This window comes from Gelidimonas denitrificans (assembly GCF_055694065.1).
Map to the genome: position 1 here is coordinate 1391699 of NZ_CM146350.1, position 24807 is coordinate 1416505.

Annotated in this window: 11 protein-coding genes and 1 tRNA gene; 4 read left to right on the top strand and 8 right to left on the bottom strand. The window is 56.4% G+C overall.

What is annotated here, in order from left to right; translation table 11 throughout:
* Positions 1 to 23: 23 nt before the first annotated feature.
* Both FKCLFG_RS06560 and FKCLFG_RS06565 read left to right on the top strand, forming a co-directional pair.
* Positions 24 to 221 carry a DUF3149 domain-containing protein gene (locus tag FKCLFG_RS06560; RefSeq protein ID WP_472615415.1) on the top strand — a complete coding sequence of 66 codons (198 nt, stop codon included), beginning with the start codon at positions 24 to 26 and terminating at the stop codon, positions 219 to 221.
* 481 nt (positions 222 to 702) lie between these two features.
* On the top strand, positions 703 to 1683 hold the full coding sequence (locus FKCLFG_RS06565) for a glucokinase (RefSeq protein WP_472615416.1): 981 nt from the start codon (positions 703 to 705) through the stop codon (positions 1681 to 1683).
* A gap of 18 nt (positions 1684 to 1701) precedes the next feature.
* Here the strand turns inward: FKCLFG_RS06565 and FKCLFG_RS06570 are convergent, their stop codons facing one another.
* The 8 genes from FKCLFG_RS06570 to glgA all read right to left on the bottom strand — a co-directional run bounded on the left by FKCLFG_RS06570 (position 1702) and on the right by glgA (position 21309).
* Entirely contained in the window at positions 1702 to 6975 is a 5274-nt protein-coding gene (locus FKCLFG_RS06570) for a malto-oligosyltrehalose synthase (protein ID WP_472615417.1), read from the bottom strand.
* A complete protein-coding gene (gene treZ, locus FKCLFG_RS06575; RefSeq protein ID WP_472615418.1) occupies positions 6968 to 8875 on the bottom strand; it encodes a malto-oligosyltrehalose trehalohydrolase in 1908 nt (635 codons plus the stop codon). Before treZ ends, FKCLFG_RS06570 begins: the two co-directional genes overlap by 8 nt.
* The gene (gene glgX / locus FKCLFG_RS06580) at positions 8859 to 11030 is read right to left on the bottom strand and encodes a glycogen debranching protein GlgX (protein WP_472615419.1); all 2172 of its coding nucleotides are present in this window, start codon (positions 11028 to 11030) and stop codon (positions 8859 to 8861) included. Before glgX ends, treZ begins: the two co-directional genes overlap by 17 nt.
* A gap of 307 nt (positions 11031 to 11337) precedes the next feature.
* A complete protein-coding gene (locus FKCLFG_RS06585; RefSeq protein ID WP_472615420.1) occupies positions 11338 to 12036 on the bottom strand; it encodes a mechanosensitive ion channel family protein in 699 nt (232 codons plus the stop codon).
* A gap of 147 nt (positions 12037 to 12183) precedes the next feature.
* Positions 12184 to 15588, bottom strand: a complete 3405-nt coding sequence (gene treS, locus FKCLFG_RS06590; protein ID WP_472615421.1) for a maltose alpha-D-glucosyltransferase — start codon at positions 15586 to 15588, stop codon at positions 12184 to 12186.
* 10 nt (positions 15589 to 15598) lie between these two features.
* Entirely contained in the window at positions 15599 to 17596 is a 1998-nt protein-coding gene (locus FKCLFG_RS06595; protein ID WP_472615422.1) for an alpha-1,4-glucan--maltose-1-phosphate maltosyltransferase, read from the bottom strand.
* Positions 17597 to 17624: 28 nt separating this feature from the next.
* Positions 17625 to 19562, bottom strand: a complete 1938-nt coding sequence (gene glgB, locus FKCLFG_RS06600; protein ID WP_472615423.1) for a 1,4-alpha-glucan branching protein GlgB — start codon at positions 19560 to 19562, stop codon at positions 17625 to 17627.
* Positions 19563 to 19767: 205 nt separating this feature from the next.
* Positions 19768 to 21309, bottom strand: a complete 1542-nt coding sequence (gene glgA, locus FKCLFG_RS06605) for a glycogen synthase GlgA (RefSeq protein WP_472615424.1) — start codon at positions 21307 to 21309, stop codon at positions 19768 to 19770.
* Between the two features lie 744 nt (positions 21310 to 22053).
* On the opposite strand from glgA, the gene FKCLFG_RS06610 reads away from it, so the two are divergent.
* Together FKCLFG_RS06610 and FKCLFG_RS06615 are read left to right on the top strand one after the other, a co-directional pair.
* Positions 22054 to 24495, top strand: a complete 2442-nt coding sequence (locus FKCLFG_RS06610; protein ID WP_472615425.1) for a PAS domain S-box protein — start codon at positions 22054 to 22056, stop codon at positions 24493 to 24495.
* 170 nt (positions 24496 to 24665) lie between these two features.
* Positions 24666 to 24742, top strand: a tRNA-Arg gene (locus FKCLFG_RS06615).
* The last annotated feature ends 65 nt before the right edge of the window (positions 24743 to 24807 follow it).

Consider the following 24807-nt stretch of genomic DNA (forward strand, 5'->3'; position numbering starts at 1 on the left):
TTGAACGTCAAGGGGCTACCACTATGAAACTGCTGACCGACCTTTTTTCTACCACTTCTGGCCTGATGAGTATTATCGGGATTACATTCATGATCGGAATGGGCGTTTTTTTTATTCTTTACTTCAAGCGCAAGATGGCAGAAGACGGTCTTGCCGCTGATATTCAGCAAGCAAGCGACTTAGTCAAGCAGCGCAAACTGGAGCCTGTTGCGCAGCAATAACCAATAACCATAACGATAAGCGACATTTTTTTAAATTAAAAAGCCACTTGCTCCGGCATCCCGGACACAAGTGGCTTTTTTTTTGCAGTAACAGAAAAGCGTGTTAACACTGTCAGGCCAGGGCTAGGGCTCGGACTCGCTCTTCAAATACCGATCTCAAGCGTTTGCTAAAGGCAGGGCGTTCATATGCGGGTTTGTTTGCCATGAATTATTGTGTACTGAATACTGTATTTTTAAATTATCTATAAATATATGCGGTTATGTATATATTTTTTACTATACCCCTGTTTTTTATGATTTTTTCTACGCTTAAATCATGGTGCAAAGATAACGGCTGGCTGTATTTAATGCTTCTTTCGGCGCACAAGTGAACTGTGGCGCAGGACTCCCGTTGCTCTGTGGCCGCGACGCGCTATATTGATATCTATAGACCCATCAGACTGTAGCTAAAGTTGGCCGAAGCGAGCCAAGCGAGAACGCCATGACACCAGCAAATTCTTTTCCCTGCCTTGTCGCCGACATTGGCGCCACCAATGCGCGTTTTGCGCTGATGGAGCGGCGTGCCGCCGGGCTCAGTCATTATCAGCAGTTGGCCAGCGCCGATTTTGCCGATCTGGCGGATGCAATCACGCAGTATTACCAGTTGGCCGGCATCTTCGCCGGTGGCGCGCCAAAGCCGCGGCGGGCAGCGCTCGCGATTGCCACCTCCATCGTCGGCGATCGGGTCAGCATGACCAACCAGCGCTGGACGTTCTCGATTGAAGCGACGCGACAGCGGCTGGGGTTCGACCAGCTACTGGTGCTGAACGACTTTACCGCGCTGGCAATGGCGTTGCCGCTGCTCAAACCCAGCGAATTGCATCAAGTCGGCGGCGGCGAGCCGGTGCCGCATACGCCGCTGGCGTTGATCGGTCCCGGCACCGGGCTCGGCATGTCCGGATTGATCCCCTGCGGCGGCGGCTGGGTGCCGCTGCACGGTGAAGGAGGACACATCACATTCAGCCCGTCCAACCAGCGCGAGATGGATATTCTGGCCGTGGTGCGGCGTGAATTCAGCCATGTTTCCTGCGAGCGGCTGGTATCCGGCATGGGCCTGTCCACTCTTTATCGCGCCATTGCGGCATTGCAAGGCGAAGGCGTCGCGCCGGAAGTGCTTTCTAGCGCGCAAATTAGTGCGCGAGCGCTCGACAATAGTTGCCCCGCGTGTGTGGAAACGCTCGCGACTTTCTGCGCGATGCTGGGAGCCGCGGCCGGAAATCTGGCCCTGACCCTCGGCGCCAGAGGGGGCGTTTATATTGGTGGCGGGGTTGTGCCGCGACTCGGAAGTTATTTCGAAACATCATCGTTCCGGCAGCGTTTCGAGGAAAAAGGCCGCTTATCCAGCTATCTGTCGGCCATCCCTTGTTACGTGATTCAGGCTCCCGATGCCGCTATGCGCGGTGCGGCCAGCGCACTTGCATGATCCTGGGAACGCCCCGTTTCAAGTCTCAACCACACAAAGCAACAACGCATAGGGGAAACGGGCTAATAGCTCGGCGACTCCAAGCCGCCGTCCTTCCGGTTCCTGGCTGCAGATGGTTTCATTTGTAAAAACATTCCTCCACGTTTTGCCGGCCAAGCCCTGCGGCAGGTCGATAGTGGTGTCAGCCCAGACCTCGGCTCCCGCAGGGACGCGATCGCCATCAGCAACCAGCGCGTAAAAAAACCTGGGGGCGACAATGACGACTGCAGCCTCCTTGCAGCACCGCGCGAAAGCGCAAACATGCTCGCCCCGGATGCCTTCCGCCCGCAGCGGCAGGTAATCTCCGTCGCGAAACAGGATTTCGCATTGCCGGCGTAGCTCCAGCGTCCGCCAAGTCAGATATAGCTTGATGCGGCCATCTTCCATCGTATGCAACAGCGCGCTGGCGCGTTCGGCACACTGATCGGAATCGACTGCAAAATCCGTTTGCAATGCATCCAGCATGGTGCGCCGTCGCCGGTAGTCCACAGGCCTTCGATTGTCCGGGTCGGCCAGACTGAAATCCCATAGTTCGTTGCCTTGATAAATATCGGGCACGCCGGGAGAGGTCAATTTGAGCAAGGTCTGCGACAAACTATTGAACATGCCCAGCCGGGAAACCAGCCTCTGGAATGGCAAGTGATCCGCAATGAATGGATTCAATGGATTCATGTTCGGCGGCTTCTGGCCCGGCGCGAGCAGAGCCTTGATGAATTTCGATACCGCGCTTTCATATTCCAGATTGGGGTTGATCCAGCTGCTGTTTATCTTGGCCTCCCTGATCGCTTTTTGCATGTAGCTTTCGATGCGTTCGCAGAATCCGGCCAATGCCGCCTGGTCCAACGGTTCCAGCGGCCATGCGCCGATGAGCGTCTGATGCAGCAGGTATTCGTCGTTGCGCGTAGGTGCGGTTACGCCATCTTCGCCCAATTGCACTCTCTTGCTGCGGTTGAATCGGTTCCAGCGGTGCAGGCGCAGTTTCCACAGCGCCGGCATCTCCGACAGGACGTTGATGCGCGCCCGCACATCTTCGGAGCGCTTGCCGTCATGGGTCGAGGTGGCGAGCATGGTGTTCGGCCAGTTTTTGGCGCGATCCTGGCTTGCTGCGTGAAATGCCGCCAGCGTGATGCCGAAGGTGCGTGGGTCGCCGCCCACCTCGTTGAGCGAGGTCAGCCGGTGGTAGATATAAAAGCAGGTGTCCTCCATCCCTTTCGCCATCACCGGGCCCGTGAATTGCTGGAACTTCATCGCAAATTTTGTCACGGCGTCGCGATATGCTGGCCCTGTGTTCTCGGCGATGCTGGTCAGCAGCGCTGCGCGTACAAAATCGAAGACGCTGATGTCTGCGGCCTGGCTCCTCTTTTTGGCGGCCGATACCGCCCAGCCGATAAAGCGCCTGTCATCTTCCGATACCGCATCGGCAGTGATGTAAGTGCGGTACACCGGAAAACAAGCGGTGATCTCGATCAAGGCATCCCGCAAACTATTTGCCGTGAAATCGCAGGTGTGCCGGTCCAGCTGCGCAATGCGGTCCAGTTGGTTGGCCAGCACATTGAGTTCGCTGGCCAGAACGACTTTCATGATGAGTTTCTTGCTGCGGTAGAGCTGCTCGCTGAAATCGATCGATTCGCCGATAAAAGCCGCGTATATGCGGTCCATGCGCTCTTCGTTCCCGGTATCGACAAACACGCCGTTGACCACGCTGCCGAACCGATAACCGGTGGTTCCATGCACCGGCCACTGTGTGGGCAGATGTTCGTAGCTGGCAATGATTTTCTCCACCGCGATGTAAAGCCCGCTGCGGTTGGCTGCAACCTCGGCTGAAACCTCGGTTAGGCCGGCATCCGGCTGGGTCGATGCGCGCCCGCAAACCTGCTGCAATCGACGCAGGTATTGCAAGGGATCGTACAGTCCGTCCGGATGGTCGATGCGCACGCCGTCCACTTTTCCTTTCGCAACCAGATCGAAGAGCAGGCGATGTGTGGCATCGAAAACCTCTGCGCGTTCCATCCGCAGCCCGGCCAGGCTGTTGACATCGAAAAAGCGGCGGTAATTGATTTCGTCGGCGGCCACGCGCCAATAGGCGAAGCGGTAAGCCTGTGCCTTGATCAACTGATGCAAGAGGTTGAAGCTTTCCGGGTTTCCAGGATCGCCGTTGAATTCGTCGATATTCTGCTGGACAAACAGGGCGATGTCGGCGCACGCGGCGCACAGTGCGGCCAGATGGCGCTTGTGGATTTCCTTGTCGCGGCTGCGTTCCGCCCTTTGTTCGGGCGCCAGATCGGTGCGCTGCGGCAAATGACTGAATGCGGTGACGAGGCTTTGAAACTCCAGCAGTTGGGGCTGATCCGCGCCGAGTTTTTCCGCCAATTGTTGCCACCGATGGCCGGCGATGCGCGAATACTCGCGCGGGTCCAGCGGGAAGCGGTGCTCGTCATACCAGATGCTGAATTCGCCGCGTGATTCGTCGAAAACCAGTTTCAATCCCCCCAGCTCGAGCACGTTGCCATACTGGTCGCCCAGCACCGGCACCAGCACCTTGCTGCGCAACTCCTCCTTCTGCGGGGTCCAGTCGATATCGAAGAATTCCGCATACAGCGAAGATTGCCCATTCTCCAGCACGTCCAGCCACCATCCATTGTCGCTGCCCATCACGCCCATGTGGTTGGGCACGATATCGATGATTTGCCCCATGCCGTGACGCTGCAATGCCGCGACATAACGATCGAACTCCAGCTCGGTGCCGATCTCGGGGTTGAGCGCATTGTGGTCGATGATGTCATAGCCGTGCGTGCTGCCCGGCCGCGCTTTGAAATAGGGCGAGGCGTAGCAATGGCTGACACCGAGCGCGTCCAGATAGGAAATCAGCTGTTCGGCCTGGACGAAGGTGAATGCGCGGTTGAACTGAAGGCGGTAAGTGGCGCGCGGAATGTGGGTAACTTGCGGCGTCGAGTGCAATACCGTGGCGGGCTGGTTGGTTCCGGTGGCGGCAGCAGGTACGCCACCGTCACTTCCGCGTACCTGCCGCAACGCGGTCGTCAGTGCTTGCACACGCGAGTCCCTCGTCCATTGCTCCAGATCGAGCGTCAATTTGCGTTGCCAGTTGGGGTACTTGCCGCCGCTGGCAGGAAAATTGACTTGCTCCACTTGTCCTAATATGTCCTCCAGCTGCACCACCATGAATTTGGCCGGAGTGCGCGCCAGGTAGATGTGGACTGCGAGCGACAGTGCGTCGGTCATCTCGGGATAGGCAACCGGATTCACGCTGGCGCCGGCGGGCAGCAACTCCGCCCGCTCCAGCGCCATCAGAAGCTGGGTTCGGCTCTGAGACCGGTCCAACAGCTGGGCGTCGCGCAACTGGACCGAAGGGAACAAGTCAAGCGCACAACGCAGATCAATGTCGTGTCCCAGCCAATAGCCGGCAAGGGTCGGCAAGTCATGGGTGCTTGCCGCCACCAGCGCCCGGGCAGGATAATCGGCCGGCGCCTTGAATCCTCCATCCTGGTTTTTTTCAAAATACAACAGCCGGTAGGACAGCACCGCACTTTGCGCGAGTGCGTCGCGCACCTCCGGCGGGACGGTGCCCAGGTCTTCGCCGATCACCGTGCAACGATTGCGATGACTCTCCAGCGCCACGATTCCCAGCAGATCAGAAAACGGGTAACGCACATAAGTGCCGGCGCTCGGTATGCCGCCGGCCGGCACCCAGAACTGCCGCATCAGCCCCATCACATGGTCGAGCCGCAGCGCACCGGAGTGGCGCATGTTTGCGCGCAAGGTCTCGATGAATGGCGCATAGGCCGCTGCGCGCAGGCGTTGCGGAATCAGCGGCGGCAGCCCCCAGTCCTGGCCCAACGTATTGTATTCATCTGCGGGTGCTCCGATATAGGTGTGACGGGCATACAGTGTCTGCTCGGCCCAGCACTCGGCTCCATCGGCGGCGACGCCCACCGCAATATCCTGGTACAGGCCGACGCCCAGCCCAAGCTCCAGGGAGCGCTGTTCAACCGCTGTCAATTGCAGTTCGGCGTTCCATTGCAGGTATGCATAGAATTCGATGCGCTCCACATGTGCAGCCGCGAATGCGGCAACCGGGCCAGAAAATGGGTCTTGGTAATCCTGCGGCCACTGATGCCAGCCGTGCATGGCACTGTCGCTGCGGGAGAAATGCTCCTGCAGCGCTTCGAACAACGCCTGGCACCGCAACGCTTCTCCGGCTTGCTCCTGAAAAGCGCGAAAGGCGATTGCGCGCGGACTGTCCAAGTCGAGATGATGTGCGCGGAAGTGCTTGTACAACAGCTCCAATATCTGAAGCTTGAGCGCACTGACTTCTTCGTAATTCACCAGTTCGCTAGCACGCAGTATGCGCAGATGCGCCTGAAACAAAGGTTCACGCACTGTGTTCCGGGCTGCCTCGCATTCGGCGAAGTCTGCAATGCCTTCCACGTCCAGGTACAGCACATTGAGAAAGCGCCGGCTGGAGGGACTGTAGGGGCTGGCTTGGGACGGATCGCACGGAAACAGCGCGTGCAGCGGACTTGAGCCGACTAAGCCGGCCCCGGATTGTGCGGCGAACTCCACCACGCTTCTCAGGTCGGAAAAGTCGCCGATACCCCAGTTGCGTTGCGAGCGCAGCGCGTATAGCTGAATCGCAAATCCCCACACCCGGCCGTCTTCGTTTAGCGCAGCCGGCAGGTAACAGACGGTAGGAACCACGAACAAAATCATCGCGCTGTGCTGCGATGCATCCGTTTCTGCGCCCTCTACTAAAACATTATCTGCCGCGTCAATTTCCAGCCGGTGGTAGCCGGTTGCCAGCGCAGCTGGTAATGGCAATGGCAAAACATAGCGCACAAACAATGTGCCTGCGATATTTCGGTGTTCGAGCACGGCAAGATCGGCTGGCGTGAATCGTCCGCCGGTAGTTGCTCCGGATTCCAGCGTCAAGCTCCAGCTAAAAACGTTTTCTACCATTGCAATCGGCATCGCCAGCGCGATTTGAGGCGCGGCGTCTGTTTCAACAATTACCAGGACTGGCGCAAGCATGTTGCGCCAGGATTGCGCCTCGCATTCTTCAACTGCATGCTCCAGATCAGCGGCACTCTCTGCATCGATTTTCATGGCTGCCAGCAGCGAGCGCTTGGTTTCCTCGGAAGTTGCATGCCGGTTACCCCAGATATCGGTGTACTCCGGCGCGATGCCGCACAAGGCGCACAGCCGGTCCAGCATTGCTTGATGTGACGCATTAGTCATGGCAAGGTTTTTCCATGCTGGTGTCGAGGAACCACGCGACCGACCAGGGCGGCAACTGTTGTGATAACTGTTGTGGCAGCTGCTCGCTGGCGAAGCTTGCCGCCACCGATGCGTCGCTGGCATAAAAGAGTTCTCCGGGCGGACGCGTGAAGCCTGACAGCGCTTGCGCACCAAGATTGGCCGCAACGCTAAGAACGCTATCGTTGCCCAGCCGCCAGCGCACCATCAGCCCGCAACCGGCGACAATTTCATGCTGCGCCTGCCCGCCGCGAGTGCCGATTAAGTTTGGCATGACAAAATCGCGCCGGTGCGCGAGCAGGGCCCGGTAGTGCGACAGCCAACTGTCATGGGGCGGCATGGCAGCAGCGCGTTTCCAGTCAAGCCTGGAACGCTTGAAAGTGGCCGGATCGCACGGGTCCGGCAGCGCCGCCAGATTCAGATGCGCCACCTGGCCCGCTTCCGTGAATCGGGTGAACCGGGTGAAGCCCGCAAATTCCCGGCGGCGTCCTTGCGTGACCGCCGCCGCCAGGTCCGGCCCGAAGTTGCAGAAAAATTGAAACGGCTGGAGTGCGCCAAATTCTTCTCCCATGAAAATCAGGGGAGGCGAGGGGGCCAGCAACACGATTGCCGTCACCGCGCGCAAGGCCGCAGGGTCGGCCAGCAAGGACAAACGTTCGCCGAAAGCCCGATTGCCGATCTGATCGTGGTTTTGCAGGAATGTAACAAAGGCCGTCGGGGGCAGATGCGCGCTCGGCGTGCCGCGTGGTTTTCCATCGTGAAAATGCGAGGTCTGGCCTTGATAAGCGAAGCCCTGCGTCAGGCAGCGGCCGAGTTGCTCAATCGGAGAGTCGGCATAGTCGGCGTAATAGCCATCTTTTTCGCCAGACACCAGCACGTGCAGCGCGTGATGGATATCGTCGTTCCATTGGGCCGTGTACCAGCGCGGCCGGCCGGCGTCGTCGCGCTCAAGATAACGGGTGTCATTGCTATCGTTCTCGAGGATCAGGTGAATTGACCGCTGCCGCCCCGGCCCCGCATGCACTGCTTGCGCCAGTTCAATCAGAATGTCGGACTCGGAATCGTCGCAGATCGCATGCACCGCATCGAGCCGCAAGCCGTCGAAATGAAATTCTTCCAGCCAGTACAGGGCGTTGTGGATGAAAAAATCGCGCACCGTCCGGCTGCCGGGGCCATCGAAATTAATCGCCGCGCCCCACGGCGTGTGATGGCGTTCGGTATAAAACTGCGGTGCGTAGGCGTGCAGATAATTGCCTTCGGGGCCGAAATGGTTGTATACCACGTCGAGCAAAACCATCAGCCCCTTGCGATGGGCGCTTTCGATCAGCGACTTCAAGTGCTCCGGCCGGCCATAGCGGCTGTCCGGAGCGAACAGAAGAACGCCGTCATAACCCCAGTTGCGCGCGCCCGGAAAGTCGGCCACCGGCATCAGCTCGATCGCGGTGACGCCCAGCGCAACCAGGTAATCGAGCTGTTTTTCGACGCCCAGAAACGTGCCTGCCGGGGTGAAGGTGCCGACGTGGAGTTCGTAGATCACCGCATCTTCCCAGCAGCGCCCGCGCCAATCGGTGTCATGCCAGTTAAACGCAGCGGGATCGACCACGCAGCTTGCACCATGCACGTCGTCCGGATTGCAGCGCGAGGCGGGGTCGGGTACCGTGAGTGTGCCGTCGATCCGGTAGCAATAACGGCACCCGGCATGGGCGTGATCGGTCAGCAGCTCGAACCAGCCATCGGCCATGCGCGTCATCGCGATCATATGTTCAGCGCCGGCCAGGGTCAGGCACAGCGCGACGCTTTGTGCGGCCGGGGCCCATAAGCGAAAGCGCACGCCGCCATCGGCCAACTCCGCCCCGAACGGCATCCTATGCTGGCGTTGCATTCTGATTTTCGATCAAACTTGCAGGCTCCCGCGGTATTTCCATCAGTAGCACCAGGGAACGCGCTTCGAGCGGATAGTTGTCGCCGGTCGAGAATATGCTGTCCGGTTTCAGTTCCATTCCGTAGTGGGTATCGATTAACGTGCGCCAGTGGGTGCCGGCTACGAAAGTCGGCATGGCAAAGTGGATCATTTCATGATGGGCGTTTAACAGCAGAAGAAAATTGTCGTCCAGCAGCGGACGGCCTCTCTCATCCTTCTCATCCAGCGCCTCGCCGGAGAGTGACAAGCCGAGGCAACGGGCGAAGGAACGCTGCCATTCCTCATCGCTCATCTCTATCCCGTCGGGATTGAGCCAGAGAATGTCCCTGATTTCACTGCCTTTGATGCCGCGTCCCTGGAAAAAACTGTGTCGGCGAAAAATCGGATGCGCTTTGCGCAGTGCAACGAGGTGCTGCGTAAATGCGAGCAATTTCGTATCTTCCGGCGTCAAATTCCAGTGTACCCAACTCGACTCATTGTCCTGGCAGTAGCCGTTATTGTTGCCGTTCTGCGTGTGGCCAACGGCGTCTCCTGCCACTATCATCGGCGCACCCTGAGACAGCAGCAAGGTGGCGAGAAAATTGCGCTTCTGGCGCACCCGCAGCGCGCTGATTTCGGGATCGTCGGATGGCCCCTCAACCCCGCAATTCCAGCTGATATTGTTGTCGGTGCCATCGCGACTGTCTTCCTGGTTCGCTTCGTTATGCTTGTCGTCGTAACTCACCAGGTCGTGCAGCGTGAAGCCGTCGTGGGCGGTGACGAAGTTGATGCTGGCGTAGGGGCGTCGTCCGCTCTGTTCATACAGATCGCTCGATCCGGTGAGCCGGTAGGCCAGGTCGCCGATCAGTCCGCCGTCACCTTTCCAGTAGGCGCGCACTGTGTCGCGGTAGCGGTCATTCCACTCGCCCCAGCCCACCGGGAAATTGCCCACCTGATAGCCACCTTCGCCCAAATCCCAGGGCTCGGCGATCAGTTTGACTTGGGACAGCACCGGGTCCTGATGAATGATGTCGAAGAAGGCGCCAAGCCGATCCACTTCGTGCAATTCACGGGCCAGGGTCGCCGCAAGATCGAAGCGGAAGCCATCCACATGCATTTCCAGCACCCAGTAGCGCAGGCTATCCATGATCAGTTGCAACACGCGCGGGTGCATCATGTTGAGGGTGTTGCCGGTGCCGGTGTAGTCGACGTGGTAACGCGGATCGTCGGGCTGCAGGCGGTAGTAAGCGACGTTGTCGATGCCGCGAAAACACAGCGTAGGGCCGAGCTGATTCCCTTCGGCCGTGTGGTTGTAGACCACATCGAGGATGACTTCGATACCAGCCGAATGCAGCGTCTTGACCATGGTTTTGAACTCGTTCACGGAGCCGGTCGCAGAGTAGCGCTGTTCGGGCGCAAAAAAGCCAATCGAGTTATAGCCCCAATAATTGCGCAGGCCTTTTTGCACCAGTCGCCGGTCGTCGATGAAGGCATGCACCGGCAGCAGTTCCACGGCGGTGATGCCGAGTCGCAGCAGATGTTCGATTGCCGGTGCCGTGGCGAGTCCGGCATAAGTCCCGCGCAATTGTGCCGGCACTTCGGCATGCAGCGCGGTATAGCCTTTGACGTGCAGTTCATAGATCACGGTCTGATGCCATCGGATGCGCGGCGGCCGGTCATCGCCCCAGGTGAAAGCGCTGTCAATCACCCGGCATTTCGGCATGCCGCGTGCGCTATCGCGCCGATCGAAGGATAGATCGGCATTGCGGCTGCCGATCCGATAACCGAAATGCGCATCGCTCCAGAGGATGTTGCCGACGATGTCACGCGCATATGGGTCCAGCAGCAATTTATGCCGGTTGAAGCGATGACCGCGCTTCGGATCATAAGGGCCGGCCACCCGGTAGCCGTAGAGCAGGCCGGGACGGGCTTCCGGCAGATAGCAGTGCCAGACCTGGTTGGTGCGCTCGCGCAGGGTCAGGCGCTGAATTTCGTGGCGGCCCTTGTTGTCGAAAATGCAGAGTTCGACTTTTTCGGCATGCTCCGAGAACAAGGCGAAATTCACGCCTTCCCCATCCCAGGTCGCTCCCAGCGGGTAGGGTTTGCCCGGCCAAGTGGCGGTGATGACTTTGTTCATGGCGCACTCCCGGCCAATAGTAATGAAAATTTCACGCTGTAACTGGCGTTGCAATTTATTAATACTAAGCTGTGTATATTTTATTTACGCAATTAATATATGCTGTAAATACCATAAAAATAGACATACTCCTTATATATTAACAATTATGTAATTGTTCAGTCTGCTATAAAAGACATCGAGGCAGACGTGGCTTTGGCATGTCATTTTCTTGTAGGTGCGAATTTATTCGCATCAGCTCATATGGAATCGTTAAAAGTGCGAGCTGATGCAAATAAGTTCGCACCTACGCCGCGGTTGTTTCAAACTAATCGCGGTCACTCACATCACGCACATCCTTGTCCGCATTTGGCCACCATCGCTGCAGCAGCGCCGCTGCCCATTTCTGCCCTGCGATCCCGAACGCCAGGGCGAGCGCCAGCACCACCCCAGCCAGAATGATCAGAAAACTCTGGCGCACGATGTCGCCGCCGATGTTCAATTGGTCGAGCGCGATCAGGACCACGAAGACAATAATTGCGTAGCGCGCCAACCGTCCCAGCAACTCCGCATCGGTCAATTCCACATTCGTGCCGTAAGCGGTGACCAGGTTTTCGATGAAGTGGGCGAAGTAGGAGCCGAAGGCGAGAATCACCACCGCCAGGATGACCCGGGGAACGAACAGCATGATGCGCCCGAGAAGATCGGTCACATGGGCCAGTCCCAGGCTGTTGAAAGCCAGAACCAGCGCGGCCAGGATGACCAGCCAGTAAATCAGGCCCCCAAGAATATGGGTCGTGTCGGTTTTGGTTCCGCCTTGCTGCAGGAAAGAATCCATTCCGGCGCGTTCGGTCAGCACGTGGAAATTGACTGACTTCAAGCCCTTCACAACGGCGATCCTGATCGCCTTCGCAATCAGCCATCCGGCTACCGTGATAATGATCGCAACCACCAGCTTAGGCAGAAATTCGCCCACTTGGATCAGAAAAACCCGTAGCGGCTCCAGCAACACATTCACATGTTCCATCACACCCCTTTTCGAATCGCGTTAGAGGTACAGGCATGAAAGCCTGTGTTTGCTACGTTCTAACTGATGTTGCACGCAAAAAATTCAGTCCAATGCTTTTCATGTCGTGCAGGCACCGTGCGTAACATCACTTACCCTAATTGCTTGCTACACCCCATCTTGTCTGGCTATGCTGCCGGTAATATCCAATATGCCGCTCAGTGGAATGTGAACCCAGCTCGGCCGGCTGGCCAACTCATAACGCAACTCGTAAAACGCCTTGCCCAGCAGAAACATATCAAGCAAACCTTGCATGCCTTCCCATGAAGCGTACAGGCCCGATGTCTCTCCCGCTTCCCGGTACGCTTCCACGAACACCCGCGCTGTCTCGGCCTCCCAGACATGACCAAGCGGTTTGAACACAATCATGTCCTCGGGCCGTTCGGCCGTGCTGTGCAATAACGCCGTGTGCATCGCATAGTTAAAGGATCGCAGCATTCCGGCTACATCCGCCAGCGGAGAGTGCTTCTGCCTGCGCTCGGCAAGCGAGCGCGCCGGCTCGCCCTCGAAATCGACAATTACGAAGTCGTTCTGGGTCAGCAAAATTTGGCCTAGGTGATAGTCGCCGTGGTAACGAATTTTTACCGCCTGCACGTGCTCCGGCAGGCAGCCCTCGATGCGCTGCAGGATCGTTTCGCGCCTTTCAAGCACGGCATCCGCCTGGGCCTGTGCAGATTCGGCAAGCATCTTGCGGCTGTGGGCTAGTTGGTCCAGCGTCGCGCTGGCTTCTGCGCGTATGCGCTGCATCCAGTCCGCCAGATCAGTTGGTTCGATCGGCTCCGGATCGAACGCTGGATCGCCTGACTTCGTTGCCAGCGCCATGTGCAGCTCGGCGGTGCGTTGTCCGAGCACGCGAATCAGGGCCAGATAGCCGCCATGGACGTCTGGCAGTTCGGGCGACTCTATCTGGGATTGCTCGAAAAATCGCGCAAGGTAATCCAGCGTGTAAGTCCAGCCGTCGCCCTGATTCTCGACATATCCCTGCAGCATCGCCAACATCATGGTGCTGCCCTGGTCCGAGGTGTACTCCACCGTACCGGCTACCGGCACGCTGTGCGGGAAGTGCGCTTTCTCGGTGAGAAAGCGTCCTACCTCAACTTCCGGGTTTATGCCAATCTGCAGGTGCCGGTAGCCTTTCAGGAATAGGCCCCGCTCACCCAGTTCCACAATGGTATTGCTGGTCTGCGCGGCGCGCACATGCACTTCAAGTGGTTGCTGCGCTGGCGACGATGGCCCGACAAGATCGGCGAAAACGCCGGTTGGAGAAAAGCGAATGGTGCCGCCTGCGCAACGCATTTCCTGATTGGAACCGATCGCACTCACCAGCGCCCGGCAGAATGATTCGTCGGCGAAAGCGTCGGCCAGGATGCCGACTTGCGCCTGCTGCCGCACCTTGGCCACCGTCATCGGCAGCAATTTGCGTAGTCGCGATTCTTCTTCGGCACGTTCCCAAAGCAGCGTCAGCGGTAAAAAATAGACCTGCGGTGCAGCGCCAGCGGCATCGCCCTCCGTATGGAATAAAGCCACCAGCGTGTTGGTGTTCTCATTGACCCACTCGACGTAATCGACCAGTGCCACCCGTCGTAGCGGCTCGCCTTTCGCCGCGTACCAGCGCTGGGCGGTGACGAAGCGCGGCAACACTTCTTTTTCAAACTGGGCACGGACCTTCTCGGCCAAGCCGATGCGCCATGGCACCACCCGGTCCCGGAACAAGCTGCTCCAGCCATCGAATAGCACCAGCACCGGCAGTTCCTCGTGCATCACATGTTCCTCGTGCCAGTCGGGCATTTCCTCGACCTTGGTGAGCCGGAACCAGTAAAAGCAGTGACCTGGCATGGTCAGCAGATAGGGCAGCTCGCCGATTGGCGGGAAGGCTGTGCGCCCCATGACTTCTACCGGCACGCAGTCGCGGTGACGCATCAAATCAAGTTCCACCGGCTGGGCGGTGCGTGCAAGATTCGCTACGCAGAGAAAGATTTCCTCGTCGTCCTCGCGCAGATAGGCGAGGACCTTGCGGTTACTGGCCCGCAGGAATTCAAGCTTGCCGCGGCCAAAGGCTTTATGTGCCTTGCGCACCGCCAGCACCCGCCGCATCCAGTTGAGCAGCGACGATGGATTGCGCAATTGCGCTTCCACATTGAGCGCCTGATAACCGTATTCCGGGTCCATGATCGGCGGCAATTTCAGGCGTTGCGGATCGGCGTTGGAGAAGCCGGCATTGCGGTCCGGACTCCATTGCATCGGTGTGCGCACGCCGTCGCGGTCGCCGAGATAAATGTTGTCGCCCATTCCGATCTCGTCGCCATAGTAGATAATCGGCGCGCCTGGCATGGACAGCAACAGGCTGTTCATCAGCTTGATTTTGTCCAGATCGTTGTCCATCAGCGGCGCGAGTCGCCGCCGGATACCCAGATTCAGACGGGCGCGCGGGTCTGCGGCGTACATCTGATACATGTAATCGCGTTCTTTATGGGTCACCATTTCCAGCGTGAGTTCGTCGTGGTTGCGCAGAAAAATCGCCCACTGGCAATTGTCCGGAATGTCCGGCGTTTGACTCATGATCTCGACGATCGGATGCCGATCCTCCTGCGCAATGGCCATGTAGATGCGCGGCATCAAGGGAAAATGGTAAGCCATGTGGCATTCATCGCCATCGCCAAAGTAATCGCGCACGTCCTCCGGCCACTGGTTGGCTTCGGCAAGCAGCATGCAATTTTTGTAATGCGCATCGATAACCGCCCGGATCTGTTTCAACACCGCGTGGGTTTCAGGTAAATTTTCGTTGCTGCTGCCTTCGCGCACGCAAAAATACGGAATCGCGTCCAGCCGCAAGCCGTCCACCCCGAGGTCCAGCCAGAAACGCATCACGCGTATCACTGCCTTGACCACGCTCGGATTGTCGATATTCAGGTCCGGCTGGTGCGAAAAAAAGCGGTGCCAGTAGTAGGCTTTGGCGATATCGTCCCACGCCCAGTTGGATTTTTCGGCATCGGTAAAAATGATGCGGGTTCCGGCGTATTTATCCGGGGTGTCGCTCCAGACATAAAAATTGCGCTTGGATGAGCCCGGCGGCGCACGCCGGGCGGCCTGAAACCAGGGATGCTGGTCCGAGGTGTGATTGATGACCAGTTCCGTGATCACGCGTAGCCCGCAGCGGTGCGCCTCGCGCACAAACAAAGCAAAATCCTTGCGGGTGCCATAGTCCGGATGCACATTGCGATAGTCGGCAATGTCGTAACCATCATCCTTGAGGGGAGAGGGGTAGAACGGCAGTATCCAGATCGTATTGACGCCGAGATCGCGGATGTAGCCGAGTTTCTCGGTAAGTCCCTTGAAGTCGCCGATGCCATCGCCATTGGTGTCGAAAAATGCTTTTACATGGACTTCGTAAATGATGGCGTCCTTGTACCACAGCGGATCGTTGGCCCAGGCGACTTTCGCCGCAGCAGAGGCGGCCGCCACCGCTGTCGCAGAGTCGATTTGCACTGTTGCCTGATTGAACGCCTTGCTCATTCGCTCTTCCTTACAAGAAGTAATCGAAGTCACGCTCGGTGCGCAGGTGACGGCGTAGCTGAAAAATATGCGCCGGCGTTATTGCAGGGTCCAGCATCACGAAATTGCGCGGACCGTGCCAGAGATAGCATGCTCCGCTCAGTAAATCGTGCATCTGGTATTGCGTATCGGCAGGAAGATCGAATTGCACTGGATCAAGTTCGACCCAGCCCGACTGCTGATGATGCGGGTCCAGATTAACCACCACTATTACAACGTTGGAAAGGTCCTCGGTGAGCTTGCCGTAACACAGCAACTGATCGTTATCTACCGTTAAAAAGTGCAGGTTCCAGTCATTCTGCAACGCCGGATTAGTGTGCCGAATACGGTTCACCCGTCCGATGAATTCACTGAGGCTGTCCGGATGGGCCAAATCCCATTGGCGCAATTGATACTTCTCCGAATCCCTATATTCTTCGCTTACCGCCGCTATCGGTTTGCGTTCGATCAATTCAAATGCCGGCCCATAGATGCCGTAATTGCTGCAAAGAGTCGCCGCCAGCACCAGCCGCGTCATGAACGCAGGGCGGCCGCCGAATTGCAGATACGCCGGCAGAATATCCGGCGTGTTCGGCCAACAATTAGGCCGGAAATATTCGCGGCTTTCACTTTGTGCGAGCTCGGTGAAATACGTGATCAGTTCCTGTTTGGTATTGCGCCACGTGAAGTAGGTGTAAGACTGGCTGAAGCCGAGTTTGGCGAGCCGGTGCATCACTTTCGGGCGGGTAAACGCTTCGGCCAGGAACAGTACTTCCGGATGATCGCGTTTGATTTCGCCAATCAGCCACTCCCAGAATGGAAACGGCTTGGTGTGCGGATTGTCAATCCGGAACAGGGAAACGCCCTGAGCGATCCAGAATTTCACGACGCTCTTCAACTCTTGCCACAGGCCCAGCCAGTCGGCGCTTTCAAAATCGAACGGATAAATATCCTGATATTTCTTGGGCGGATTCTCGGCGTACTGGATGCTGCCGTCCGGCCGGTGCCGGTACCATGCCGGATGTTGCTGCACATACGGGTGATCGGGCGCGCACTGGAAGGCAATGTCGAGTGCGATCTCGATGCCGAGTGCGCGCGCTTGCGCCAGCAGCGATTGGAAATCTTCAAACGTGCCAAGTCCGGGATGCAGCGCCTTGTGGCCACCCTCGGCGCTGCCTATCGCCCACACGCTGCCGACATCGTCCGGGCTCGCCTGCAGCACGTTGTTCGGCCCCTTGCGGTTGACGACACCTACCGGATGCACCGGCGGAAGATACAACACGTCGAACCCCATTGCGGCTATGTACGGCAGCCGCGCCTCGCAATCCTTGAGGGCGCCATGCTGGTCTGCTTCCGGCGCGGCGGAGCGCGGAAACATTTCGTACCAGGTGCTGAATTTGGCCCGCGCGCGGTCCACCACAACCACTAGTTCCCGCCCAAGTTCGCAGGCAAAGCGCCGATCCGGATAGCGCGCCATCCGTAGGCTTAACTCGTCGGACAAGGCAATGTTGTGTTTCGCGGTGATGTCGTGTTCGCCTGACAGCGCGTCGTGCAGCGCCGTCAGGCGGGCGGCATCATCGCCATTGGCGTAGTTGGCAGCAGCGGCGACCAATTCCGCCCCGGCCAGGAGCGCCAATGCAATATCGTCCGGATCGGTGCGGCGTACAAAGTCATGACGCCAGGAAAGAAAATGATCGACCCAGGCGGTCAGCGTGTAGCGATAGCGGCCGATCTCGGTGACCGTGAATTCCCCACGCCAGCGGTCATTCGGCAGCGCCAGCATGTCCGTTTCGGACCAAGTTGCATCGTTTTCATTGCGGTAACGCAACAGGCAGCGCAACACATCATGTCCGTCGGCGAAGCCATCAACCTCAATGACGACCCGTTCGCCCAGAACCCGTTTGATGGGGAACCGCCCGCCATCGACTTCCGGCTTTACGTTCTCAATGACGGCCCGTCTGCGGCCTTCGTCAAGTGGTGTCCCAGGCATGTTTCCGCTCCTTTCACCTTATTCCGCCTTATCCAGTCTTGAAATAAGCAACTGCCAGCGGCGGCAGCGTCAGCATCAGCGAATGGCTGCGGCCGTGCGCCGGGATTGGCGCTGCCTCGACGCCACCCATATTGCCCTGGCCGCTGCCGCCATACAGCGTGGCATCGCTATTGAGCAGCTCGCGCCAAAATCCGCCGTGCGGTATGCCCACGCGATAGTTATGGCGCGGCACCGGCGTGCAATTGCACACCACCAGCACGATGTCCTCCGGTGTCAATCCCTTGCGCAGGAAAATCACCACGCTTTGCTGGGCATCGCTGCAATCAATCCATTCAAAACCGTCCGGCGAAAAGTCGAGCGCATGGAGCGCAGGTTCACTGCGGTAAAAACGGTTGAGATCCTGCACCCAGCGCTGCAGGCCGTGGTGTTCCGGGTACTGCAGCAGGTGCCAGTCCAGGCTTTCCTCATGTTGCCATTCGTGCCGTTGTCCGAACTCGCAACCCATGAACAGCAGTTTTTTGCCGGGATGCGCCCACATGTATCCATACAGTAAACGCAGGTTGGCAAATTGCTGAAAAGCGTCGCCAGGCATTTTGCCAATCAATGCACCCTTGCCATGCACCACCTCATCGTGCGACAGCGGCAGCACGAAGTTTTCTGTAAATGCGTACCAGATGCTGAATATCAGCTGATCCTGGTGATATTTGCGGTTGATCGGGTCAAGGGAAAAATACACCAGCGTGTCGTGCATCCACCCCATATTCCATTTCATTCCGAAACCCAGCCCGCCCAAGTAGAGTGGATGGGACACCAGCGGCCACGCGGTCGACTCTTCGGCGATGGTTTGCACGTCGGGATGGTCGCGGTAGATGGCCAGATTGAGATCACGCAGAAAGCTGACTGCTTCCAGGTTTTCATGGCCGCCATGCACGTTTGGTATCCACTCGCCGGGCTTGCGGGCGTAATCGAGATACAGCATTGACGCCACTGCATCTACCCGCAGTCCGTCGATATGGTATTTTTCCAGCCAGAACAGCGCACTGCTAGCCAGGAAATTGCGCACTTCGTTACGCCCGTAATTGAAAATGCAGCTACTCCATTCGGTATGGAAACCTTGCCTCGGGTCCTCATGTTCGTACAAATTGGTGCCATCAAAATAGGCGAGTCCGTATTCATCGTTAGGAAAATGCGACGGCACCCAATCGAGAATCACTCCGATGCCGTTCTGATGCAGGTGGTCCACCAGAAACATAAAATCTTCCGGCGCTCCGTATCGAGCCGTCGGCGCAAAGTAACCGGTAGTTTGATAGCCCCACGAGCCGTAAAACGGATGCTCGGTCACTGGCATCAGTTCGACATGGGTGAAGCCCATTTCTTTCAGATAGGTGGCAAGGCGCGGTGCGATTTCGCGATAGGTGAGAAAACGGTTGCCTTCTTCCGGCACCCGCATCCAGGAGCCGAGATGCATTTCATAGATGGACAAGGGCGCATCGAGCGCGTTGGCCGTGTGGCGGTCATGCATCCATTGGGCATCGCCCCAATCGTAGTCGAGCTGCCAAATGCGGGACGCATTGCTGGGCGATAGCTGCCAACAGAATGCAAACGGATCACCCTTGTCCACTTGGAAACCATTGTATTTCGACGCAATGTGATATTTGTATGCAGCGCCGTGACCAATACCCGCGATGAAGCCCTGCCAGATGCCTGAGTCATCGTCGCGCAAGGCAAGCGGGTGCGCCTGCTTGTCCCAATTATTGAATTCACTGATGACGGAAACTTGCGCGGCATTCGGCGCCCACACGGCGAACCAGGTGCCCGCCACGCCATCTTGTTGCACCGGATGCGAGCCCAGTTTGTCGTATAAGCGGAAATGCGTGCCCTGCTTGAATAAATAAATATCATGATCGGTAAGGTGTTCCGGCACCGGCTGGATCTTTAACTGCTTGATATTTTTATTTCTTGGCATTACTCGTGTCCGGTTAAAAACTGAATACATTCGTAACTGTTTAGCGCGCTAGGGCGATACATGCAATCAGGCTGGGTATTCCCTCCCCATCAAGGGGAGGGGAAGGGTTAGGGAGGGGATGGGTTTTTTGCCGCACCATAAATCCATCCCCCACCCATCCCCCACCCGGCCTCCCCCTTGAAAGGGGAAGAGAAAACTAGTCTGCTCACATTTGTGCCACAGCCAAATCCGGCCCCTCGCTGGATTTGACAGACAGCGCGTTTATGAATAGCGGCTTCGCAGCTGCCGACGCGATTTCGGAATACATCTCGATATATTTTCGTACCGGACCGTTCCATGAAAAGTCGCCGCTCATCGCATTGCGTTGCATGGTCAGCCAGTCGCCGGCATTGCCGAATATCGCAAACGCGCGGTCTACCGCGGCGATCATGTCCGCCGGCTGTTCGCCATCGAAAAGTATGCCGTTCGCGCCCTTGCACAATGTGCTGCCTGCGCTGCCGGAGCCCGGATCGACAATCGTATCGATCAAGCCGCCGACCCTGGACGCAATCGGAATCGTGCCGTAACGCATGGAATAAATCGGGGTCAAGCCGTAAGGCTCAAATCTGGTGCCGTGCAGCAACATGTCAGCGCCTGCATGCAGCGCATGTGCGCGTCGTTCATCGTAGCCAATATAAACACCGAGCCGGCCCGGATAGCGCTGGGCCAGCTCCATGAATCCGTTTTCATAGACATGGTCTCCGCGCCCTAGCACCACGACTTGCACGCGCGGATATTTATCAAAGATGGCGGGGAGTGCCTCCAGCGCGACATCCGCCATTTTTTGATGGGTGATCCGGCTGCCCAGCGCAAGCAGCGGCGCGAACGGGTCTACCGGCAGGTTAAACATTTTCAGCAAATCCTGTTTGCAGAAATTCTTATTGCGCCGCGTGCGCCGTGAAAAATGTCGCGCAATCAATGGATCTTTTGCCGGGTTCCAGAGGTTCATGTCGACCCCGTTGGAAATCGGAACGATTGCCTGCTTGCGATGATTGAGAACGCCGTCCAGGCCGTTGCCGAATTGCGGCGTCAGCACTTCCCTGGCATACGACTCGCTGACGATGGAAATGCGATCGGCATACTGGATGCCTGCTTTCAGGAAACTGAGCTTGCCCCAGAGCTCGATCCCATCCGGATTCAGCATGTCGGCGGGTATGCCGAGTGCAGGCCCGAGTTCGATCGGATAATTGCCTTGAAACGCCAGGTTGTGGATCGTCAACACCGAACCGACTTGCCGGATGTCGTTGGTGCGAAGCAGCAGGGGAACCAAGCCCGCGTGCCAATCGTTGACATGCACGACATGCGGCGCGGCCAGCGGAGTGCGACCTGCACAAATGCGCACGGCCGCATGGGCAAGCGCGGCAAAACTCGTTGCATTGTCAGCGTAATCCTTGCCGTTCGCATCCACATACGGATTGCCGGACCTGGCGCGAAAGCTCTCGGTTTCCAACAAAAAAACCGGAATATCGCTGTCTGGAATGAATCCCTGATGCAAGCATGCGGGCCCGCCTGGAAGATCATCCAGAGCGGCAACTTTGGCCAATCCTGTCGCTCCATCGAGCGCAGACGGATAGCCAGGCATCAAAATACTGGCATCGATATTTTTTTCGCGCAAAGCGGCGGTGAGGGCCGTAATGACATCGGCAAGACCGCCGGTTTTGACAAGTGGAATGGCTTCTGAGGCGACTAATAGAACACGTGGGCGCAAAATAATGCTCTCTTCAGATAGGCTATGCTCCGGTTGCATCTCGTGATTGAATCCGCCGTGTCTTGAAGAGACACGATTGTCTAAATGCGGTTCGATACGCGATGACACGTTCAGTTACATCGTTATTTTTTAATTAACATATGGCTCAATAATAAGCATCCGCATAAAGTCATCTTTACGTAAGATCAAAGTTTTTGATGATCCTGGAGTTGCTTACTTTGCCACTTGGTCAAAATCCGTTAGTCTTCTTTCGCTCCTGATAATCCCCAGACCGATGTGATCTTGTGGCGTCAGGGAAGGGCGTTTTTGTGTGCGTTCTCCTGTCATGCTTAAAAACATACTGGATAATGTGTTTTTAAAGCTGCACAAGATATATGCGTAGATATACATATTTATGACCATACTCCTTTGTTTTTACTTGAAATAGATTTTCAACGGTAAATAACAAGAGCCATATTGCCTTGGGCATTTTGGTAAATTCAGAGCCGGTAAAATTTAAACGCAGCAACACTGCATCTAGACAACGCGCATGTGCCGGACAAGATAGAAAAGCCATTTCCAGATACTCCCAATGCGGCCGAATGGCGGACGTGGCGGAATCGTGTAAAGGCTATCGCCCAATAGACTTAAGCATCTTCTGCACGTATGCTCTAGTCCAAATAACAGATACATTCATGCAACTAAAGGCCTCGATGTTTCAATGCCACTTTCTTATACGGCGCCTGCCATGATGCGGGCCAGATCATGAAATCTCCCCTTGTGCGTGTGTCCCTGGAATATTCCCTCTTCCGTCGTCGTCTGGTGATGGGCTTGCTGGCGGTCGCCTGCCTATCCATCGCGGCCGTGTCCTGGGAAATCTACTCATCCTTTCGCGAGCAGGAAAATGCGGCGCGCATCCAGGCCAAAACCTACGTGCAAACGATTGCAGCCCATGTGTCAGATTCGATCCAGCGCGTCGATTTTGCGCTGATGGGGTTTGTGAATGCCATCAAGGCGTTGCCGCCGGAGAAGCGCAATTCCGTAGCAACCATCCAACCATTGCTGGCGCGCGATGACCCTGCTTCCAGTGATGATTTCTGGACGATATTTATCGATGCTAACGGGGTTGGCATCGTGGCATCTAAAAATAGTGCGGCTCAGGGAAAGTCATATGCAGACCGCGGCTACTTTAAGGCACACGCCGGGAGTCAGGCTGATCAAGGCCTGTATGTTGGTGAGCCGATGATAGGAAAAACAACAAAGAAACGGATTTTCACACTGAGCCGGCGCGTTGTAAGCGCACAAGGCGAGTTCCTGGGCGTTATCGTCGCACCGATGGATGCTGCCCGTTTTGCCTCGATGTTCGAATTCGCGCGATTGAATAAGGATATCTCGATCGCTCTGGTCCATCAGGGTGGCAAAATAATTGCCCGTGTTCCTCTATTCGAGCAAACGTTCGCGGCCAGCTTATTGCACTCTGATCTCTTTGGGAAAACGCAGGAAGCACCGATCAAGTCCTTCCAGGTGAACAGTCCGGTTGATGACCGTACGATGATCTACAGTTCCCGTGCTCTTGAAAACATGCCTTTGAATGTAATTGTAGGAATATCCGTCCAGGCGTTGAGCCAGGATTTGCAGGAAGATTTGTTGATTGGAGGCACAGGCATTTTGTTGATGATGATGATCATGTTCCTGAGTGCTCATGTTGCGCTCCATTCGTACCGCCGTCTTGAAATCAGCAAACAAGCACTGCAGGAAAGCGAATTTCGCTGGAAATTCGCACTCGAAGGTGCGGGCGATGGTGTATGGGACTGGAATGTCGTGTCCAATGAAGTGTATTTTTCGACCCGCTGGAAGCAGATACTGGGCTATGCCGAGGATGAAATAGAAAACACTTTTGACGCCTGGGGAAACCGTGTTCACCCAGACGACAAGTCACGTGTGATGGCAAAACTCCAGGCGTGTTTAGAGGGTAAAACGCCGGTCTACCTTAGCGAATATCGGATGCGGAACAAGGACGGCAGTTGGGATTGGAATCTTTCCCGCGGCATGGTGATCAGCCGTGATGCGGCTGGCCAGGCGCTACGCATGATCGGCACTCAAACAGACATCACCGATCGCAAACAGGCTGAACAGGCACAGGTGCATAAAATAGTCGAAGCGGCGCCTGAACCGATGTTGTTAATCGGTAATGACGGCATGATTACCTTTGCCAATGGCGCTGCCCAGGCAGCTTTCGGCTATGCGTTCAATGAATTGAAAGGCATGAATGTCGATGACCTGGTGCCGTTCAGTAGTCGTAGCAGTCATGCGCATTACCGTAAAAAATTTGAAACCAGCAGGACTCAGCACCCGTTAAATTTAAACCGGCCGCTGACCGCAGTGTATAAGGACGGCACCGAGTTTCCTGTTGACATCAGCCTCAGCCCATTCCAGATGGACGGTCAACCGGTCGTCATCGCCTGCATACGCGACATCACCGAAAGAAAACGGTCAGCGGAACTGCTGCAGCAATCCTTTACCCAATTGCGCCGGCTTTCCGATCATCAGGAAAACATCAAGGAAGGCGAACGAAAACGCATCGCGCAAGATATTCATGATGATCTGGGCCAAAATTTGTTGGCGCTGAAAATGGACGTGGACACGCTGTACGCGCGCACCGGAGATGCGCATCCAAAACTGAATCAACGGGTATCGGTAGTACTCAACAACATTAATGCCACCATTAAGTCCGTGAAATCAATCATGAATGATCTGCGTCCTGCTGCGCTGGAACTGGGCTTGTATCCAGCGGTGGAGTGGCAGCTAAAGCAATTTGAGCGGAGAAACGGCATCGCCTGCAAACTGGTGACGATCGCGCCAGGGGCAGAGTTTGGATTGGATGCGGACCAAACCTCGGCAGTATTTCGGATTTTGCAAGAGTCGCTGGCCAACGTTACCCGCCATGCCCAAGCTACAGAAGTCGAGATAACTCTTAGTCAAGACGAATGCGGCTTTTTGATGCAGGTAAAGGACAACGGGAAAGGACTTCAGCCAGGCGATAGAAGAAAGACAAATTCGTTTGGACTGATGGGGATCCGGGAGCGCATCCATGCGCTTGGAGGCGAACTCATCATCGCAAGCAGCCTGGGAAATGGCACGGCCTTGTCGATCTCTATTCCTGTGCGTTCCATGCACCGGTTCAACAATATGCAACATTCTCTTTAATTGCATCAAAGGGATTGCTGTGGTCTAACAAAATTTTCATTTCAGACTTTTCTTGCTATCTCTCATGTGTTAACATGCGGGCTCTCTTTGAGATAGGAAGAAATTTAATACTATCAATAGCTCGGAGGAAAGGAAATATTTCGTCAATTTCCTCCGGCTTCAAAGGTATTGCGGCTGTAGCTCAGCTGGATAGAGTACTTGGCTACGAACCAAGGGGTCGTGGGTTCGATTCCTGCCAGCCGCACCAGCATTGGAAAATTGATTGGCAAGCGCCAATCAATTTTTATTTATTTTTGCAATGACATGATTTTA

What these genes read in the sequence shown, in the direction of transcription:
- FKCLFG_RS06560 (WP_472615415.1), top strand. Translation starts at nt 24, where the DNA reads ATGAAACTGCTGACCGACCTTTTTTCTACCACTTCTGGCCTGATGAGT.
- FKCLFG_RS06565 (WP_472615416.1), top strand. Translation starts at nt 703, where the DNA reads ATGACACCAGCAAATTCTTTTCCCTGCCTTGTCGCCGACATTGGCGCC.
- FKCLFG_RS06570 (WP_472615417.1), bottom strand. Translation starts at nt 6,975, where the DNA reads ATGACTAATGCGTCACATCAAGCAATGCTGGACCGGCTGTGCGCCTTG.
- treZ (WP_472615418.1), bottom strand. Translation starts at nt 8,875, where the DNA reads ATGCAACGCCAGCATAGGATGCCGTTCGGGGCGGAGTTGGCCGATGGC.
- glgX (WP_472615419.1), bottom strand. Translation starts at nt 11,030, where the DNA reads ATGAACAAAGTCATCACCGCCACTTGGCCGGGCAAACCCTACCCGCTG.
- FKCLFG_RS06585 (WP_472615420.1), bottom strand. Translation starts at nt 12,036, where the DNA reads ATGGAACATGTGAATGTGTTGCTGGAGCCGCTACGGGTTTTTCTGATC.
- treS (WP_472615421.1), bottom strand. Translation starts at nt 15,588, where the DNA reads ATGAGCAAGGCGTTCAATCAGGCAACAGTGCAAATCGACTCTGCGACA.
- FKCLFG_RS06595 (WP_472615422.1), bottom strand. Translation starts at nt 17,596, where the DNA reads ATGCCTGGGACACCACTTGACGAAGGCCGCAGACGGGCCGTCATTGAG.
- glgB (WP_472615423.1), bottom strand. Translation starts at nt 19,562, where the DNA reads ATGCCAAGAAATAAAAATATCAAGCAGTTAAAGATCCAGCCGGTGCCG.
- FKCLFG_RS06610 (WP_472615425.1), top strand. Translation starts at nt 22,054, where the DNA reads ATGAAATCTCCCCTTGTGCGTGTGTCCCTGGAATATTCCCTCTTCCGT.